12 protein-coding genes and 1 pseudogene are annotated in these 17057 nt (G+C 43.1%); 11 read left to right on the forward strand and 2 right to left on the reverse strand.

All coding sequences use genetic code 11. From position 1 onward, the window contains the following. Window positions 1-214 precede the first annotated feature (214 nt). Both PSF16_RS13240 and PSF16_RS13245 read left to right on the forward strand, forming a co-directional pair. Window positions 215-1711 (forward strand): annotated as a pseudogene (locus PSF16_RS13240) (C69 family dipeptidase). A 196-nt stretch (window positions 1712-1907) separates the two neighbouring features. Next, a complete protein-coding gene (locus PSF16_RS13245) occupies window positions 1908-2651 on the forward strand; it encodes a type 2 GTP cyclohydrolase I (RefSeq protein ID WP_006662306.1) in 744 nt (247 codons plus the stop codon). A 320-nt stretch (window positions 2652-2971) separates the two neighbouring features. On the opposite strand, the gene PSF16_RS13250 is transcribed toward PSF16_RS13245, so the two are convergent. Next, window positions 2972-4096 carry a multidrug effflux MFS transporter gene (locus PSF16_RS13250; protein ID WP_006660458.1) on the reverse strand — a complete coding sequence of 375 codons (1125 nt, stop codon included), beginning with the start codon at window positions 4094-4096 and terminating at the stop codon, window positions 2972-2974. Between the two features lie 110 nt (window positions 4097-4206). Here PSF16_RS13250 and PSF16_RS13255 point away from each other — a divergent pair, with 110 nt between their 5' ends. Next, window positions 4207-4995: an AraC family transcriptional regulator gene (locus tag PSF16_RS13255; RefSeq protein ID WP_179897740.1), complete on the forward strand. Its 789-nt coding sequence runs from the start codon at window positions 4207-4209 to the stop codon at window positions 4993-4995. Between the two features lie 54 nt (window positions 4996-5049). Here the strand turns inward: PSF16_RS13255 and PSF16_RS13260 are convergent, their stop codons facing one another. Then, window positions 5050-6336, reverse strand: coding sequence for a citrate synthase (locus tag PSF16_RS13260; RefSeq protein ID WP_006660455.1), 1287 nt, complete (start codon window positions 6334-6336; stop codon window positions 5050-5052). A 640-nt stretch (window positions 6337-6976) separates the two neighbouring features. Here PSF16_RS13260 and sdhC point away from each other — a divergent pair. The 8 genes from sdhC to sucD all read left to right on the forward strand — a co-directional run bounded on the left by sdhC (window position 6977) and on the right by sucD (window position 16805). Beyond that, a complete protein-coding gene (gene sdhC, locus PSF16_RS13265; protein WP_004909059.1) occupies window positions 6977-7366 on the forward strand; it encodes a succinate dehydrogenase cytochrome b556 subunit in 390 nt (129 codons plus the stop codon). Then, window positions 7360-7704 (forward strand): succinate dehydrogenase membrane anchor subunit, encoded by a 345-nt coding sequence (sdhD, locus tag PSF16_RS13270; protein ID WP_006660454.1) that lies wholly within the window; start codon window positions 7360-7362, stop codon window positions 7702-7704. The genes sdhC and sdhD overlap by 7 nt, the downstream gene beginning before the upstream one ends. A gap of 1 nt (window position 7705) precedes the next feature. Further along, window positions 7706-9472, forward strand: coding sequence for a succinate dehydrogenase flavoprotein subunit (gene sdhA, locus PSF16_RS13275; protein WP_006660453.1), 1767 nt, complete (start codon window positions 7706-7708; stop codon window positions 9470-9472). Between the two features lie 35 nt (window positions 9473-9507). Beyond that, window positions 9508-10224, forward strand: coding sequence for a succinate dehydrogenase iron-sulfur subunit (locus PSF16_RS13280; RefSeq protein WP_006660452.1), 717 nt, complete (start codon window positions 9508-9510; stop codon window positions 10222-10224). A gap of 379 nt (window positions 10225-10603) precedes the next feature. After that, window positions 10604-13411 (forward strand): 2-oxoglutarate dehydrogenase E1 component, encoded by a 2808-nt coding sequence (gene sucA, locus PSF16_RS13285; RefSeq protein WP_006660451.1) that lies wholly within the window; start codon window positions 10604-10606, stop codon window positions 13409-13411. A gap of 14 nt (window positions 13412-13425) precedes the next feature. Beyond that, window positions 13426-14634 carry a 2-oxoglutarate dehydrogenase complex dihydrolipoyllysine-residue succinyltransferase gene (gene odhB / locus PSF16_RS13290; RefSeq protein ID WP_036960232.1) on the forward strand — a complete coding sequence of 403 codons (1209 nt, stop codon included), beginning with the start codon at window positions 13426-13428 and terminating at the stop codon, window positions 14632-14634. Between the two features lie 132 nt (window positions 14635-14766). Continuing rightward, a complete protein-coding gene (gene sucC / locus PSF16_RS13295) occupies window positions 14767-15933 on the forward strand; it encodes an ADP-forming succinate--CoA ligase subunit beta (RefSeq protein WP_006660449.1) in 1167 nt (388 codons plus the stop codon). Beyond that, complete coding sequence (gene sucD / locus PSF16_RS13300) at window positions 15933-16805, forward strand: succinate--CoA ligase subunit alpha (RefSeq protein ID WP_006660448.1); 873 nt, start codon at window positions 15933-15935, stop codon at window positions 16803-16805. The genes sucC and sucD overlap by 1 nt, the downstream gene beginning before the upstream one ends. The last annotated feature ends 252 nt before the right edge of the window (window positions 16806-17057 follow it).

Consider the following 17057-nt stretch of genomic DNA (forward strand, 5'->3'; position numbering starts at 1 on the left):
GAATCATAATAATTAATTCCTATACTTCAATGTTATTTAAATTACAGTCATGTTATTTAATTTGAAATTTAAATTCATTAACTTATTTGACACTGAGAAGTGAATCACGGCAATTGTCTTTATCTCATTGCTAATATTCATTCCCAATAAAATTAGATTATATTTTATTAAAATTCAAAAGATATTTAATTATAAATAGCCAATGAGGAATATCATGATTCTATTTAAAAAATGTGTTATCGCATTGTCAATTAATATCGCATTAATATCATCTGGATTGGCTTGTACCACATTACTTGCAGGTAGTGAAGCTACGAATGATGGCTCGTTAATTATCGCGAGAAGCGCTGATAGCAGTGCATTAAAAGCTCAGCATTTTGTAATACATCCAGCCAAAAAAAATCAATCAGGAATATATAGTACAAAAGAACATAATGGTGCTAATAATTTCACCTACCCATTACCAAAAAATTCATTGCGATATACAACTGTGCCAAATTGGAAAACACAATTACATGGTGCAACTGGATTTAATGAATTAGGTGTAGGAGTCAGTGGTACTGAATCTATATTTGCTTCTCCTAAAGCATTAGCGTTTGATCCCTATGTTGAAGAAACTGGAATTACAGAAGATGATATTCCAGATGTACTTCTTTCCCGTGCAAAAACAGCCCGTGAAGCGGTGGAGCTTTTAGGTAATATTATTGAAACCCAAGGTGCTGGTGAAGGTTTTGGTGTTGCTGTCGTCGATAAAAATGAACTGTGGTATTTAGAAACTGGAACGGGGCATCAATGGATGGCTCAAAAAATTGCAAAAGATAAATATTTTGCAACGGGAAATCAGGGGCGTTTACAAGCGTTTGAGGCGAATAATCCCGATATGCTTGGCTCTAAAAATCTCGTTGAATTTGCAATAGAAAAAGGTTTATACAACCCAGAAAAAGATGGCGCATTCAATTTTTCTAAAGCCTATACGCGTGATGATGAACGTGATCGTGATTATAACGATCCACGAGTTTGGATCATTCAGCAGCAGTTTAATCCGTCGTTAAAACAAGATATTGCAGATGGTAGAAATTTTGCTCCATTCTTAACACCAGAGAAAAAAGTCTCTGTAGAAGAAGCGAAAGCTATGCTACGTAATCACTTTGAAGGCACGGAACATGATCCGTATACCAACGGCTTAAACGGAAAAGAGCCATGGCGACCAATTAGCGTGTTTAGAACTTATGAAGCGCATGTGATGCAAGTACGTCCAGAGTTACCGCAAGAAATTGGTGAAGTGACATATGTTGGTCTAGGGATGGCGGATTTGACCGCATTTGTTCCTTACTATAGTGGGCTAGAAGCTTATCCAAAACATTACGGTGTTTGAACTGACAAGGCGGATAGCGATTCTATTTATTGGAAATACCGTAAATTACAAACATTGGTGATGACTGACTACCCTAAACTTGCGCCTATTGTTAAAAAAGCCTACCAAGAGTGGGAAGCGAAAACGGCGTTAGAGCAAAAAGCTATGGAAGTGAATTATTTAAAAATGGCCAAAACAGATAAAGCCGCCGCCAATAAAATGCTTAATAAGTTTAATCTGGATGTCATGGCAAGCGCCGAGAAGTTAACTGAAGATTTAACTAACCAACTTTTCACTATTCGAACTGAAGATATTCAATCTGATATTTTCTTTGCGAACAAATCGAAGAAAGACTAAAAATAGCCGTAATTCTGTAAACTCAAGAAGACTCTCCGTGGGGAGCCTTCTTGTTTAATTCCCTTTCTTTTTCAAATTCAGCTTAATTCTTAGCTTGTGTGAGTTTGCCAATAAATACAGCAGAAAAAAATGTGATTTACGTTTATGCTAATCAAATACCAATAAGTTAGGAATTCAGTAGGTAAAGGATACGATTATGCATAATTTTAAGTTAGAAGAGCTGATTAACGATGAGTTAAAAGTCAGTGAAATCCAAGACTTCGCACCAAATGGATTACAAGTGGAAGGTCGTCCACATGTGAAAAAAATTGTTACAGGTGTGACAGCTTGCCAAGCATTATTGGATGAAGCGGTAAGATTAAATGCAGATGCAGTGATTGTACATCATGGTTATTTCTGGAAAAACGAACCTGCCATTATCAAAGGCATGAAAAGAAATCGCCTAAAAACATTACTGGCAAATGATATCAACCTTTATGGTTACCACCTTCCGTTAGATGCTCACCCAGACCTAGGCAACAATGCACAACTCGCGCACATTATGGGCGTGCAAGTAAATGGCAACATTGAGCCACTAATGCCATTTGGTTTCTTTGATCAACCAATTTCGCCAGCAGAGTTAACTCAGCGTTTAGAAACTCGCTTAGGACGCAAAGTATTACATTGTGGTGATAATGCCAAGGACGAGATTCGCCAAATCGCATGGTGTACAGGTGGTGGTCAAAGCTTCATCATGCAAGCCGCGGAATTTGGTGTTGATGCCTTTGTGACAGGGGAGGTTTCAGAACAAACCATCCATATAGCAAGAGAAATGGGTATTCATTTCTACAGCGCAGGGCATCACGCAACAGAGCGTTATGGGATTAAAGCGTTGACTAAGTGGCTGGTGGATCAGCATGGGATGGATGCAGTTTTTATCGATATAGATAACCCAGCCTAAATTTTCGTCATATTTCACGCTGTGGCTGTGTTGGTTTCACGCAGCCACTTGGGTCACATACTTGTGTATGCTCCCCAAGCTGTTTTTGCTCACCGCCTTGCCACAGCCTGAACTATTTAGAAAATACATATTTTCTTTGTCTTTCAAACTACAACGTTGTTGGCTGCATTCGTGAACCTTAGTCACATACTTATGTATGCTCCTAGGGCTTCACTCTTTTGCCGCCTAGTTGTGGCTCGAAATCCTTAGAAAATAGCTACGTAATCGAAAATAATTTCTCGATAGAAAATATTCTCGTTGTGCTTGATGAAAGAAATAGGTCAAGTTCGGTATTTTAGTGCAGTAAGGAGCAGTATTAGGCTTGACGTGATGAGCACTAATCCTAGGTTTTGAACCTCGCCGGCGACCATTAATCCAAGTGCTAATCCCATATAGTAAAATAGCCCTAAAATTGCGCCTGCAGTGCCTTTTCTATCTTGATAATGATTTAATGCATGCGCCAGAATATTTGGGATGGCAATTCCATAGCCAATGACAATCCCCATCACAGGAAACACAAACCAGACACTGTCGTGTAGTAGATAAACTAAACAGCCACTGACCAAAGATAGCCCACTTGCTAACTTAACTAATTTTTCTGGTGGCTGTTTTTTCGCCAATAAATAGTGGTTAATCAGTGACCCCATTCCCACACCAAACGCTAATAAAATACCGGTTAGCCCAAATTGTTGCTGATTGAGCATTAATTGTTCAAAAATAAAGGGTCCAAGTTGGTAATAACTGAATAAATTAATGTTGAAAAATGCAATCAACATCACATTTTGGAAAATTCGTTTATCCCCTAACATGTGTAAAAACGTAGTCAAAAATGGGGTTTTGATCACGTTTTGTGGTTTGGTCTCTGGAAGCTTATAACATGACCATAACAAAAGTATGGTCGCTAATAACGCTAAACCCATAAAAACGGCTCGGTAACTACCTAGCCAAACTAAGCTGGCACCGAAAATCATGCCAAGAGCGGGACTTATTGCTAAGGCGATGCCCATCACCGAGAAAACTTTGGCTAACGTATGACCTTGAAAACTGTCACGCATCATGGTTTGTGTACCAATAGAGCCAACTGCTGCACCAAAAGCGGATAGCATTCGTAGCAGCAACAGCCAATAGAATTGAGATACAAAAAGCGCACTAACCGATGCAATTCCATATAGGGTTAAGCCCAATAAAATGGTGGGACGGCGCCCGATGACATCACACATTCTTCCCCAAAAAACAACGCCTAAGGCGAATGCAAAAAAGTAAAGAGAAAGCGTTTGAGATGCTTGCTCTGCATCGACATTGAATGCGCTAGCGATATCCGTTAATGCTGGGCTATAAATGGTTTCGACAATCTGTGGAAACATCATTAATGCAATTGCCAATGATAATGAAAGTGCACGCTCCATATTGATTTACCTATTTATTTTCAAATTTGATGGAATGGCGCAAAGTTTAGTGGCTTTTTGGTTGTCTTATTACAATAATAAAGACAATAAATATCAAAAAAGAGACGTTTATGGCGTGGTTATTACAGTCGGATGAGTTTCAAACTCACTGGTATGATGCCCCTATTTTGGGGATTGCCGCACAGATGGGGCAGCACGATTCAGGCGCTCATTCCCATGAAATGGGACAATTGTTGTTCACTCAACAAGGGTGCATTCGTATTAGTTTGGAAAATAAAATTTCGTTGTTACCACCAGGAAGAGTGGCGTGGATCCCGCCATTTACAAAGCATCGAGCTCAAATGCGAGCTTCAGTGGGTTATCGCTCGGTTTACTTAAGCCAAGAATATGCTCAGCAAATTTCTGAACAGGTTTGTATTTTAAGTATTTCCCCTTTACTCCGAGAGTTATTAGAACGCATTGCAATTGCTCCCTTTGAGAGTGACTGGAAAAGGGGACGGCTAGCAAGGTTACTGCCTGTTTTTATTGATGAATTACAAAGTGCAACAGCAGAGCCAATGTTACTATCATTACCTCAAGACCGGCGCTTTAAGCACTTGAATATTGAGTTGTTGCCTCCACCGCTCAATCAACTCGCTAGAACCGTCGGTGCGAGTGAAAAAACCATTACTCGGATATTTTTAAAAGAAACAGGGATGAATTACCAAGTTTGGCGACAACAATGGCGGTTTATCAAAGGGATAGAACTGTTAACGCTAGGAAAATCGTACGGATTTATTACCCAAGAGTTAGGGTTGACCAGCGACAGTGCATTTATCAGTTTTTTTCGTAAAATGAGTGGAATGACGCCGCGGGAATATCGTGATGGGTTAAGCCAAGAAATAGTGAATAGACAGTGAGTTAAAAACCAAAAAGCCCCGAGTTTTCGAGGCTTTAAGTCTTAATCAGTCAAATTATTTTTTCTTTAAATCTGAACTGAATTCACGTTTGTCATAGCCGGTATACAGCTGACGCGGACGTGCAATTTTCAGACCTTCATCATGCATTTCGTTCCAATGTGCAATCCAGCCAATAGTACGGGCAATAGCGAAGATAACAGTAAACATTGATGATGGAATTCCCATCGCTTTCAGGATGATACCTGAGTAGAAGTCCACGTTCGGATACAGTTTCTTCTCAATGAAGTACGGGTCGTTCAGGGCGATACGCTCTAATTCCATAGCCACTTCAAGCAGGCTGTCATTTAGACCCAGCTCGTTCAGTACTTCATGGCAAGTTTCACGCATGACGGTAGCACGTGGATCATGGTTTTTATAAACGCGGTGACCAAAGCCCATCAGGCGGAAAGAGTCATTTTTATCTTTCGCACGCTCGATAAATGCAGGAATGTGTTCGACAGTTTGGATTTCTTCCAGCATGCGTAAGCAAGCTTCGTTAGCACCACCGTGAGCCGGTCCCCACAGGGACGCGATACCTGCTGCGATACAGGCAAATGGGTTTGCACCGGAAGAACCTGCGGTACGAACTGTTGAGGTTGATGCGTTTTGCTCATGGTCAGCGTGCAGGATCAGGATTCTATCCATCGCGCGCTCAAGAACTGGGTTAACCACATATTCTTCACATGGTGTAGAGAACATCATGTGCAAGAAGTTACCCGCGTAAGATAGATTATTACGAGGGTAAACAAAAGGTTGACCAATAGAATATTTGTAACACATTGCTGCTACAGTTGGCATTTTAGACAGCAAACGGTAAGCGGTAATTTCACGGTGACGTGGATTATTGACGTCTAGTGCATCGTGATAGAATGCCGCTAACGCCCCTGTGACACCACACAGTACAGCCATTGGATGAGAGTCACGACGGAAACCATTAAGCATACGAGTGATTTGCTCATGGATCATGGTGTGACGAGTCACTGTTTGTTTGAAGGTGTCATATTGCTCTTGAGTAGGTGCTTCGCCGTATAGCAGGATGTAGCAGACTTCAAGATAGGAGGCTTGGGTAGCGAGTTGGTCGATTGGGTAACCACGGTGGAGTAGAACGCCTTGATCGCCATCGATGTAAGTGATTTTAGACTCACATGATGCCGTTGAAGTAAAACCTGGGTCGTATGTATAAAACCCTTTTGAACCTAAAGCTCGTACATCGATAACATCTTGACCAATTGTAGGGCTTAGGATGTCTAGCTCGAATTCACCTTTACTTCCAGTCATTATCTTAGCTTTGTTATCAGCCATTTACGGTCTCCTTAGCGCTTGATAATCCACACTCAACAACCCAGAACTCAGCGTTATACTGCGTCTTTGAGCATTGTTCTATCGGTGTGTTGAGAAAATCAGCTGGATATCACATAAAACCTTGAAATCCGGCAACCGATAACAATGGGGTTAGGTTGTTTACGAGTGTATAGGGCGTTATGTTCTTTTTTTGTTGTTTTCTCTACAATATCATTATTTGTGGTAAGGGAAACAACTTTCATAACTTTTGTTTATACTTGCATACTCATTCACATTACTACACGACTCTGGGTCATCCGTAACGTATTCAGATAAATCTGTCAGGCATATATGTAAGATAAATGTTGAATCATTGTCAAATAAGATAAGCACATTTATATAAAATGTTTAAATCGTGATCCTTCTCACTGTTCGGGCTAAATGTCTCCAAACCTTTTGTGTGGGAATTGTAATAGCAATGTGAAGACTTTATACTGGCGGCAGGTCTCCGGATTACCCTGAGTAGGAGTTCCCAGCGTGATCAGTATGCAACTTTATTCAAACATGATGGATTAAAGTTTGTGTTAAGTTGCATTTTGTACCCCTGTCGCTGTCTGATTTCCACCCCAGGTCCGGAGGATGGAAAATAATAAAGAGCTGTGTGGGCAAAATTGTGAAAAAACAAAGACCTGTCAACCTTGATTTGCAGACGATTCACTTTCCGATTACTGCAATATCTTCGATCTTGCACCGTGTCTCTGGCGTCATTACTCTCATCGCAGTTGGTATTCTGCTTTGGTTGCTAGGGACTTCTCTCTCCTCTCCAGAAGGTTTTCAATACGCGTCTGAAATAATGACTGGCTTTTTTGCTAAGTTCATTCTTTGGGGAATCTTAACAGCACTGGCTTACCACATTTGTGGTGGTATTCGTCATATGCTGATGGATTTCGGCTGTGTTGATGAAACCCTTGCTGCGGGCAACTCATCCGCAAAAATTACATTTGTAATTACTGTAATTCTGGCAATTCTGGCGGGGATCTTAGTATGGTAAGTAATGCTTCAGCTTTAGGCCGTACTGGTATCCAGGACTGGCTGCTAATTCGTGGCTCGGCGATCGTTATCGTCCTCTACGTACTCTACATTGTTGGCTTTGTCGCAATCAATGATATTACCTATGAAGTATGGCGTGGCTTCTTTGCCTCCTCTGTGACCAAAGTATTCACTATCCTCACATTGTTCTCAATTCTTGTGCATGCCTGGATTGGTATGTGGCAAGTGCTGACTGACTATGTTAAGCCGTTAGCGATTCGCTTAGTGCTACAACTGGCAATTATTGTCGGTTTACTGGCTTACTTAATTTACGGAACAATTGTTGTGTGGGGTGCATAAAATGAATCTGCCAATCAGAGAGTTTGACGCTATCGTTATCGGTGCGGGCGGTGCAGGTATGCGCGCAGCACTACAAATTTCTCAACAAGGCCTATCTTGTGCTTTGTTATCTAAAGTATTTCCAACCCGTTCTCATACTGTGTCAGCGCAAGGTGGTATCACTGTTGCGCTGGGTAACACACACCCTGATAACTGGGAATGGCATATGTATGACACCGTTAAAGGCTCCGATTATATCGGTGACCAAGACGCTATCGAATACATGTGTAAAACAGGACCGGAAGCTATCCTAGAATTAGAACATATGGGATTGCCTTTCTCACGTCTTGATGATGGTAGTATTTATCAACGTCCATTCGGTGGTCAGTCTAAGAACTTCGGTGGCGAGCAAGCAGCACGTACCGCTGCGGCAGCTGACCGTACTGGTCACGCACTGTTACATACTCTGTATCAGCAAAACTTAAAAAATCACACGACGATCTTTTCCGAATGGTATGCGCTGGATTTAGTAAAAAACCAAGATGGAGATATCGTGGGTTGTACTGCAATCTGCATGGAAACAGGCGAGCTGGTTTATTTTAAAGCGAAAGCGACCATCTTAGCGACTGGCGGTGCAGGTCGAATTTATCAATCTACAACTAACGCTCACATCAATACGGGTGATGGTGTTGGTATGGCGGTACGCGCTGGCGTTCCACTGCAAGATATGGAAATGTGGCAATTCCACCCAACGGGTATTGCGGGTGCCGGTGTTCTGGTTACAGAAGGTTGCCGTGGTGAAGGTGGTTATCTGCTGAACAAAGACGGCGAGCGTTTCATGGAACGTTATGCACCAAACGCGAAAGACCTTGCGGGTCGTGACGTTGTTGCACGCTCTATCATGATTGAGATCCGTGAAGGTCGTGGTTGTGATGGTCCATGGGGTCCACACGCGAAACTGAAACTGGACCACTTAGGAAAAGATGTTCTGGAATCTCGCTTACCGGGTATCCTTGAATTATCTCGTACTTTTGCCCACGTTGACCCAGTTAAAGAGCCAATCCCAGTTATCCCAACTTGTCACTATATGATGGGAGGTATTCCAACTAAAGTGACGGGTCAAGCGATTCGCTATAACGAAAAAGGCGAAGACGAAGTCATTCCGGGTCTGTTTGCTGTGGGTGAGATTGCTTGTGTATCTGTACATGGCGCTAACCGTTTAGGCGGTAACTCCCTACTTGACCTTGTGGTATTTGGTCGTTCGGCTGGTTTACACCTGAATGAATCCATCATGGAGCAGGGTCCAATGCGCGATGCGTCTGAATCGGACATCGATGCAGCAATGGCGCGTTTCAATCGTTGGGAAAATGCGCGTACAGGCGAAGATCCAACTGAAATTCGCAAAGCACTGCAATCTTGCATGCAGAATAACTTCTCCGTATTCCGTGAAGGGGATGCGATGGCTAAGGGCTTAGAAGAGCTGAAGGAAATCCGTGAGCGTCTGAAAAATGCACGTCTGGATGACACTTCAACTGAGTTCAACACCCAACGTATTGAATGTTTAGAGCTGGATAACCTGATGGAAACCGCTTATGCAACAGCACAAGCTGCAAACTTCCGTACAGAGAGCCGTGGTGCTCACAGCCGCTTCGACTTCCCAGATCGTGATGATGCAAATTGGTTATGTCACTCATTATATCTACCGCAATCTGAAACGATGACTCGTCGTGAAGTGAACATGCAGCCTAAGTTGCGTGAAGCCTTCCCACCGAAGATTCGTACTTATTAATGCGTGGTGTTAATCCAGTTGCGGAGAAATAAACTATGAAACTAGAATTTTCGATTTATCGCTACAATCCTGATGTAGACAATGCGCCACGCATGCAAGATTACACCCTTGAAGTAAAAGAAGGGCGTGACATGATGTTGCTGGATGCATTAATTCAGTTAAAAGAACAAGATCCAACACTCTCATTCCGTCGTTCTTGCCGTGAAGGGGTGTGTGGTTCTGATGGTCTGAACATGAACGGTAAAAACGGGCTGGCTTGTATTACTCCACTGTCCGCTTTAACCCGTAGTGGTAAAAAAATTGTGATCCGCCCATTACCAGGTCTGCCAGTTATTCGTGACCTGATTATCGATATGACACAATTTTATACCCAATATGAAAAAATTCGTCCGTATCTTATTAATGATAATAAGAATCCACCTGCGCGTGAAAACTTACAGTCACCAGTACAACGTGAAAAACTCGATGGTCTTTATGAGTGTATCCTGTGTGCGTGCTGTTCAACTTCATGTCCGTCATTCTGGTGGAATCCGGACAAGTTTATCGGTCCAGCAGGTCTGTTAGCTGCGTACAGATTCTTAATTGACAGTCGCGATACTGAAACGGATTCACGATTAGATGATCTGAACGACGCTTTTAGTGTTTTCCGCTGTCATAGCATCATGAATTGTGTCAATGTATGCCCTAAAGGACTAAATCCAACGAAAGCTATCGGTCACATTAAGTCTATGTTGTTGAAACATAGCGCCTAAATCGATACAGCCTGCGGTACTTAGGTGCCGTAGGCTAAATTTGGATAGCACAAAATACGTACTTAAAGTAAAAAATAAGCGTAAAGTAAGTATAAAGTCTTAAATTGAATCACCGAAACGTAAAGTAAAAAGTATAAAAGTGAAAGTAAAAAGCCAACTGCAAAACAAGATGAAGACACTTGCGAAAGCAAGGAACCTTTAAAAACCGCAGACAGTTTTTAAAGGTTCCTTAAAAGGGAAACCCTTAATTGATAAGAGGGACTCCCAAAGTGAGAACATGCAAAAAGCACGTCCAAGAGAACCTTTATCGAGGTCGCTTAAATGCGGCGATTAGTTAACCACGGCGAAAACTAAAGCTTATAAAGCTTAAGGGATCACAATGCAGAACGGCGTAATGAAGGACTGGCTGGATTCAAGCTTTCTGGCAGGCGCGAACCAGTCTTATATAGAACAGCTCTATGAAGATTATCTGACTGACCCTAATTCCGTAGATGCCGAGTGGAGAGAAATCTTCCAGCAACTACCTGGAGCAGGTAATAACGGTGAACAATTACATTCGCAAGCACGAGACTACTTCCGTCGCTTAGCAAAGGAGTCCACCCGTTACCACACCTCTGTTAGCGATCCTACGATCGACGCAAAACAAGTCAAAGTTTTGCAGCTCATCAATGCCTTCCGCTTCCGCGGACACCAAAATGCAAATCTCGACCCGTTAGGACTTTGGAAACGCGAAGCCGTTCCAGATCTGGACCCTACATTCCATAATCTAACGAAAGAAGATTTCGACGAAACTTTCAATGTGGGTTCTTTTGCAATCGGCAAAGAAACCATGAAACTCAGTGAGTTATATGAGCATCTGAAGCGTATTTATTGCGGTTCAATTGGTGCAGAATATATGCATATCACTAACACTGAAGAAAAACGCTGGATTCAACAACGTCTTGAATCAGTCAATGTTGCTGAACAATTTTCTAAAGAAGAAAAACGTCGCTTCTTAGCCGAATTAACGGCTGCGGAAGGTCTTGAGCGTTATCTTGGTGCTAAATTCCCAGGTGCAAAACGTTTCTCTTTGGAAGGTGGTGATGCACTGATCCCAATGCTGAAGGATCTTATCCATCATGCAGGCAAACAAGATACCCGTGAAGTGGTTCTTGGTATGGCGCACCGTGGGCGCTTAAACGTTCTGATCAACATTCTGGGTAAAAAACCTGCTGAACTATTTGATGAGTTTGCAGGCAAGCATAAAGACCATTCAAGTGCAGGTGACGTTAAATATCACCAAGGTTTCTCTTCTGATTTTGAAACTGCGGGTTCTCGTGTTCACTTAGCGCTGGCATTTAACCCATCACACTTAGAAATTGTAAGCCCAGTAGTTATTGGTTCTGTACGTGCTCGCCGTGACCGTTTGGACGAAGGTCGTAGCAACATGGTTCTGCCAATCACCATTCACGGTGACTCAGCAGTAACTGGTCAAGGTGTGGTACAAGAAACCCTGAACATGTCTCAGGCTCGTGGTTATGAAGTCGGCGGTACTATGCGTATCGTTATCAACAACCAAGTTGGTTTCACAACCTCCAACCCGAAAGACACGCGTTCAACAGAATACTGTACTGATATCGTGAAAATGGTTCAGGCACCAATTTTCCACGTTAACGCAGATGATCCTGAAGCTGTCGCATTTGTGACTCGCTTAGCCTTAGATTTCCGTAACACCTTTAAGCGCGATGTTATGATCGACTTAGTGTGTTACCGCCGTCATGGTCATAACGAAGCTGATGAGCCAAGTGCAACTCAGCCAATCATGTACCAAAAAATTAAACAGCACCCAACGCCACGTAAAATCTACGCAGATCGTTTAATCGAAGCTGGCGTGGTTTCTGCGAATGAAGTTACTGAAATGGTTAACCTGTATCGTGACGCGTTAGACCGTGGTGACTGTGTTGTTGAAGAATATCGTGAAATGGGTCTGCATTCTTATACATGGGAACCGTACTTAAACCATGAATGGAATGAGCAATACAAATCTGGCTACGATATTAAGCGTTTAACTGAGCTGGCAACCAAGCTGAGCACGATCCCTGAAGGTATCGTTGCACAGTCTCGTGTTGAGAAAATTTATGCTGACCGCGCAGAAATGGCGAAAGGGACAAAATTACTCGACTGGGGTGCGGCAGAGACTCTGGCTTACGGTACGTTAGTTGACGAAGGTGTCCCTATCCGTTTATCTGGTGAAGATGCGGGTCGTGGTACGTTCTTCCACCGTCACGCGGTGGTACATAACCAAACGAATGGTTCAGTTTATGTCCCATTACAAAATGTTCATAGCGGTCAAGGCGTGTTCAACGTTTGGGACTCTGTTCTGACTGAAAACGCAGTATTGGCATTTGAATATGGCTATGCAACAACAGAACCTCGCGCATTAACAATTTGGGAAGCGCAGTTCGGTGACTTTGCTAACTGTGCGCAAGTTGTTATCGACCAATTCATCAGCTCTGGTGAGCAAAAATGGGGTCGTATGTGTGGTTTGGTGATGTTACTGCCTCATGGTTATGAAGGTCAGGGTCCAGAACACTCATCTGCACGTTTAGAACGTTACCTGCAACTGTGTGCTGATCAAAACATGCAAGTGTGTGTGCCATCAACACCCGCTCAGGTTTATCACATGTTACGCCGCCAAGCACTGCGCGATATGCGTCGTCCTCTGATTGTGATGTCACCTAAGTCACTGTTACGTCATCCATTAGCAGTTTCTAGCATGGATGAGCTGGCGAATGGTTCATTCCAACCAGTTATCGGTGAAATTGACGAAATTAATCCGAAAGATGTGAAACGCGTCGTTATGTGTTCCGGTAAAGTTTATTACGATTTATTAGAACAACGTCGTAAGAAAGAACAAAAAGATGTGGCTATCGTACGTATTGAACAGTTGTATCCGTTCCCTCGCGAAGATATCCAAAAAGTATTGGCTCAGTACGCTCATGTGAAAGATTTTGTTTGGTGCCAAGAAGAGCCACTGAACCAAGGTGCTTGGTATTGCAGCCAGCATAATTTCCATGAAGCCATCCCAGCAGGCGCAACTTTACGCTATGCGGGTCGAGCAGCTTCTTCTTCTCCAGCAGTTGGTTATACCTCCGTTCACCAGGAACAACAAGCGGCCCTGGTTAATGACGCTTTGAACATTGCATAATTAAAGGATAGAAAATGAGTAGCGTAGAAATTCTTGTTCCCGATCTTCCTGAATCCGTCGCTGACGCAGCGGTTGCCACATGGCATAAAAAACCAGGTGACAGTGTTCAGCGTGACGAAGTTCTGGTTGAGATCGAAACAGACAAAGTTGTTCTTGAAGTTCCTGCAAGTGAAGCAGGTGTTCTGGAAGCCATTATTGAAGAAGAAGGCGCAACTGTTTTATCTAAACAGTTACTGGGTCGCATTCGTTTAGGCGATAGCACAGGCATCCCTGCTGAAGTTAAAGAAGCAGAGCCAGCGCCAGCAGCACGCCAAACCGCAAGTTTAGAAGATGAAAGCAACGATGCGCTGAGCCCAGCGATTCGTCGTCTGGTTGCTGAACACAACTTGAATCCAGCAGACATCAAAGGCACAGGTGTTGGTGGTCGTCTGACTCGTGAAGATGTTGAAAAACACTTAGCAGCTAAACCAGCAGCAGCGCCAGCGGCTCAAGCTCCTGCAGCAGCTCCAGCACCATTAGCTCACCGTAGTGAAAAACGTGTTCCTATGACTCGTTTGCGTAAACGTATCGCAGAGCGTCTGTTGGAAGCGAAAAACAGCACTGCGATGTTAACGACCTTCAACGAAATTAACATGCAGCCTATCAAAGACCTGCGTGCACAGTACGGTGAAGCATTCGAAAAACGTCATGGTGTACGTTTAGGCTTTATGTCTTTCTACATCAAGGCGGCGGTTGAGGCACTGAAACGCTATCCAGAAGTGAACGCTTCTATCGATGGTTCTGATGTGGTTTACCATAACTATTTTGACATCAGTATTGCGGTATCAACACCGCGTGGTCTGGTAACGCCAGTTCTGCGTGATGTGGATGCAATGAGCATGGCTGATATTGAGAAAAATATTAAAGAGCTGGCTGTCAAAGGTCGCGACGGTAAATTAACTGTTGAAGATTTAAGTGGCGGTAACTTCACTATCACTAACGGTGGTGTATTCGGTTCTCTGATGTCTACTCCAATCATTAACCCACCACAAAGCGCAATCTTAGGTATGCATGCCATCAAAGACCGCCCAATGGCAGTTAATGGTAAGGTAGAAATTCTTCCAATGATGTATTTAGCGCTGTCTTATGACCACCGTTTAATCGATGGTCGTGAATCAGTTGGCTTCTTAGTGGCTATCAAAGATATGTTGGAAGATCCAACTCGTTTACTGCTAGACGTATAGAAACATAACAGGGCAGGGGGACAACCTGTCCGGTCTGAGGTAACCGATGCAGCCAGTTCGCTGGCTGCTAAATCTGTAACAATTGCAAGGGGCGATAAACGCTCCTCCAGACTCAATTATGGATAGAACATCATGAATTTACACGAGTATCAGGCAAAACAGCTTTTTACACGCTATGGTTTACCAGCACCAACTGGTTATGCCTGTTCATCAGTAGAAGAAGCAGTAGCTGCGGCGAAAAAAATCGGTAATGGTCCATGGGTTATCAAATGCCAAGTTCACGCAGGTGGACGTGGTAAAGCTGGCGGCGTAAAAGTTACAAAAGATATCAATGATATCCGTGAATTTGCTGAAAAATGGTTAGGTAAGAATCTGGTTACTTACCAAACTGATGCAAATGGTCAGCCGGTTAACCAAATTTTAGTTGAAAGCGCGACAGACATCGCTAAAGAACTGTATTTAGGTGCAGTCGTTGACCGTGGTACACGTCGTGTTGTATTCATGGCTTCAACTGAAGGCGGCGTTGAAATTGAAAAAGTTGCTGAAGAAACACCAGAACTGATCCACAAAGCTGTTATCGATCCACTGACTGGTCCAATGCCATATCAAGGTCGTGAATTGGCATTCAAATTAGGCTTAACTGGCAAACAAGTTAGCCAATTCGCTAAAATCTTCATGGGATTAGCGACCATGTTCTTAGAGCGCGATTTAGCGCTGATCGAAGTTAACCCATTAGTTATCAATACTGAAGGTGATTTAGTTTGCTTAGACGGTAAATTAGGCGTTGATAGCAACGCTCTGTATCGCCAAGCTGAAATGCGTGAAATGCACGACCCATCTCAAGAAGATGCGCGTGAAGCTCAAGCGGCTAAGTGGGAACTTAACTACGTTGCTCTGGATGGTAACATCGGCTGTATGGTTAATGGTGCGGGTCTTGCAATGGGCACCATGGATATCGTTAAACTGCACGGCGGTGCTCCAGCTAACTTCCTCGATGTTGGTGGTGGTGCGACCAAAGAGCGCGTGACTGAAGCGTTTAAAATCATTCTTTCTGATAAGAGCGTTAAAGCCGTATTTGTAAACATTTTTGGTGGTATCGTTCGCTGTGACCTGATTGCAGACGGCATCATTGGTGCAGTAGAAGAAGTTGGTGTGAATGTACCAGTAGTTGTACGTTTAGAAGGTAACAATGCAGAGTTAGGTGCGAAAAAACTGGCAGACAGCGGCTTGAATATTATCGCTGCAAACAGCCTGACAGATGCAGCTAAGAAAGCAGTAGCAGCGGCGGAGGCTAAATAATGTCTATTTTAATCGATAAAAACACCAAAGTAATTTGCCAAGGATTCACTGGCGGTCAAGGTACTTTCCACTCCGAACAAGCTATTGCTTACGGTACAAAAATGGTTGGCGGTGTAACGCCAGGTAAAGGGGGAACAATCCACCTTGGTTTGCCAGTATTTAACACTGTGCGTGAAGCGGTTGAAGCAACCGGTGCGACTGCCTCTGTTATTTATGTTCCAGCACCATTTTGTAAGGATTCAATCCTTGAAGCAATTGATGCAGGTATCAAACTGATCATCACTATCACAGAAGGTATTCCAACGCTGGATATGCTGACTGTTAAAGTGAAATTAGACGAAGCTGGCGTTCGTATGATTGGTCCTAACTGCCCGGGTGTTATCACTCCGGGTGAATGCAAAATCGGCATCCAACCTGGTCATATTCATATGCCAGGTAAAGTTGGTATCGTTTCACGTTCAGGTACACTGACTTATGAAGCGGTAAAACAAACCACGGATGCAGGTTTAGGTCAGTCAACTTGCGTTGGTATCGGTGGGGACCCAATCCCTGGTTCAAACTTTATCGATATCCTGAAATTATTCCAAGAAGACCCACAAACTGAAGCGATCGTGATGATCGGTGAAATCGGTGGTAACGCGGAAGAAGAAGCGGCTGCATACATCAAAGAGCACGTTACTAAGCCTGTTGTTGGCTATATCGCGGGTGTAACTGCACCTAAAGGTAAGCGTATGGGTCATGCTGGTGCCATTATCGCTGGCGGTAAAGGGACTGCTGACGAGAAATTCGCTGCTTTAGAAGCGGCAGGCGTGAAGACGGTTCGTAGCTTGGCTGATATCGGCGATGCCGTGAAGTCCCTGCTAAACAAGTAAGCGCAATATGAGTTTATAGCTCGCATAACGTAAGAGACGAAGCCCGTGCTTTCTAGGAAGCACGGGTTTTTTTATGCTTATTGATACCTGCACTTAATTTAATACTGGAAAAAACGTATGACCTAGGGTTTTTGGTAAGTAAAAGAGGAATAAATTAGCATAAATAGTAAGTTTTAGATAAGTGTCTTATTGTGGAAGAAATAGCACAAAATGAACATTTAGATAATTTGATATTAGATCAATTTTTTTATT

The organism is Providencia sp. PROV033 (assembly GCF_028484855.1).
GTDB classification, from domain to species: Bacteria; Pseudomonadota; Gammaproteobacteria; order Enterobacterales; family Enterobacteriaceae; genus Providencia; species Providencia alcalifaciens.

Excerpts from the sequence above, each read along its gene's own strand:
- PSF16_RS13245 (WP_006662306.1), top strand. The coding sequence starts at position 1,908 with ATGCATAATTTTAAGTTAGAAGAGCTGATTAACGATGAGTTAAAAGTC.
- PSF16_RS13250 (WP_006660458.1), bottom strand. The coding sequence starts at position 4,096 with ATGGAGCGTGCACTTTCATTATCATTGGCAATTGCATTAATGATGTTT.
- PSF16_RS13255 (WP_179897740.1), top strand. The coding sequence starts at position 4,207 with ATGGCGTGGTTATTACAGTCGGATGAGTTTCAAACTCACTGGTATGAT.
- PSF16_RS13260 (WP_006660455.1), bottom strand. The coding sequence starts at position 6,336 with ATGGCTGATAACAAAGCTAAGATAATGACTGGAAGTAAAGGTGAATTC.
- sdhD (WP_006660454.1), top strand. The coding sequence starts at position 7,360 with ATGGTAAGTAATGCTTCAGCTTTAGGCCGTACTGGTATCCAGGACTGG.
- sdhA (WP_006660453.1), top strand. The coding sequence starts at position 7,706 with ATGAATCTGCCAATCAGAGAGTTTGACGCTATCGTTATCGGTGCGGGC.
- PSF16_RS13280 (WP_006660452.1), top strand. The coding sequence starts at position 9,508 with ATGAAACTAGAATTTTCGATTTATCGCTACAATCCTGATGTAGACAAT.
- sucA (WP_006660451.1), top strand. The coding sequence starts at position 10,604 with ATGCAGAACGGCGTAATGAAGGACTGGCTGGATTCAAGCTTTCTGGCA.
- odhB (WP_036960232.1), top strand. The coding sequence starts at position 13,426 with ATGAGTAGCGTAGAAATTCTTGTTCCCGATCTTCCTGAATCCGTCGCT.
- sucC (WP_006660449.1), top strand. The coding sequence starts at position 14,767 with ATGAATTTACACGAGTATCAGGCAAAACAGCTTTTTACACGCTATGGT.
- sucD (WP_006660448.1), top strand. The coding sequence starts at position 15,933 with ATGTCTATTTTAATCGATAAAAACACCAAAGTAATTTGCCAAGGATTC.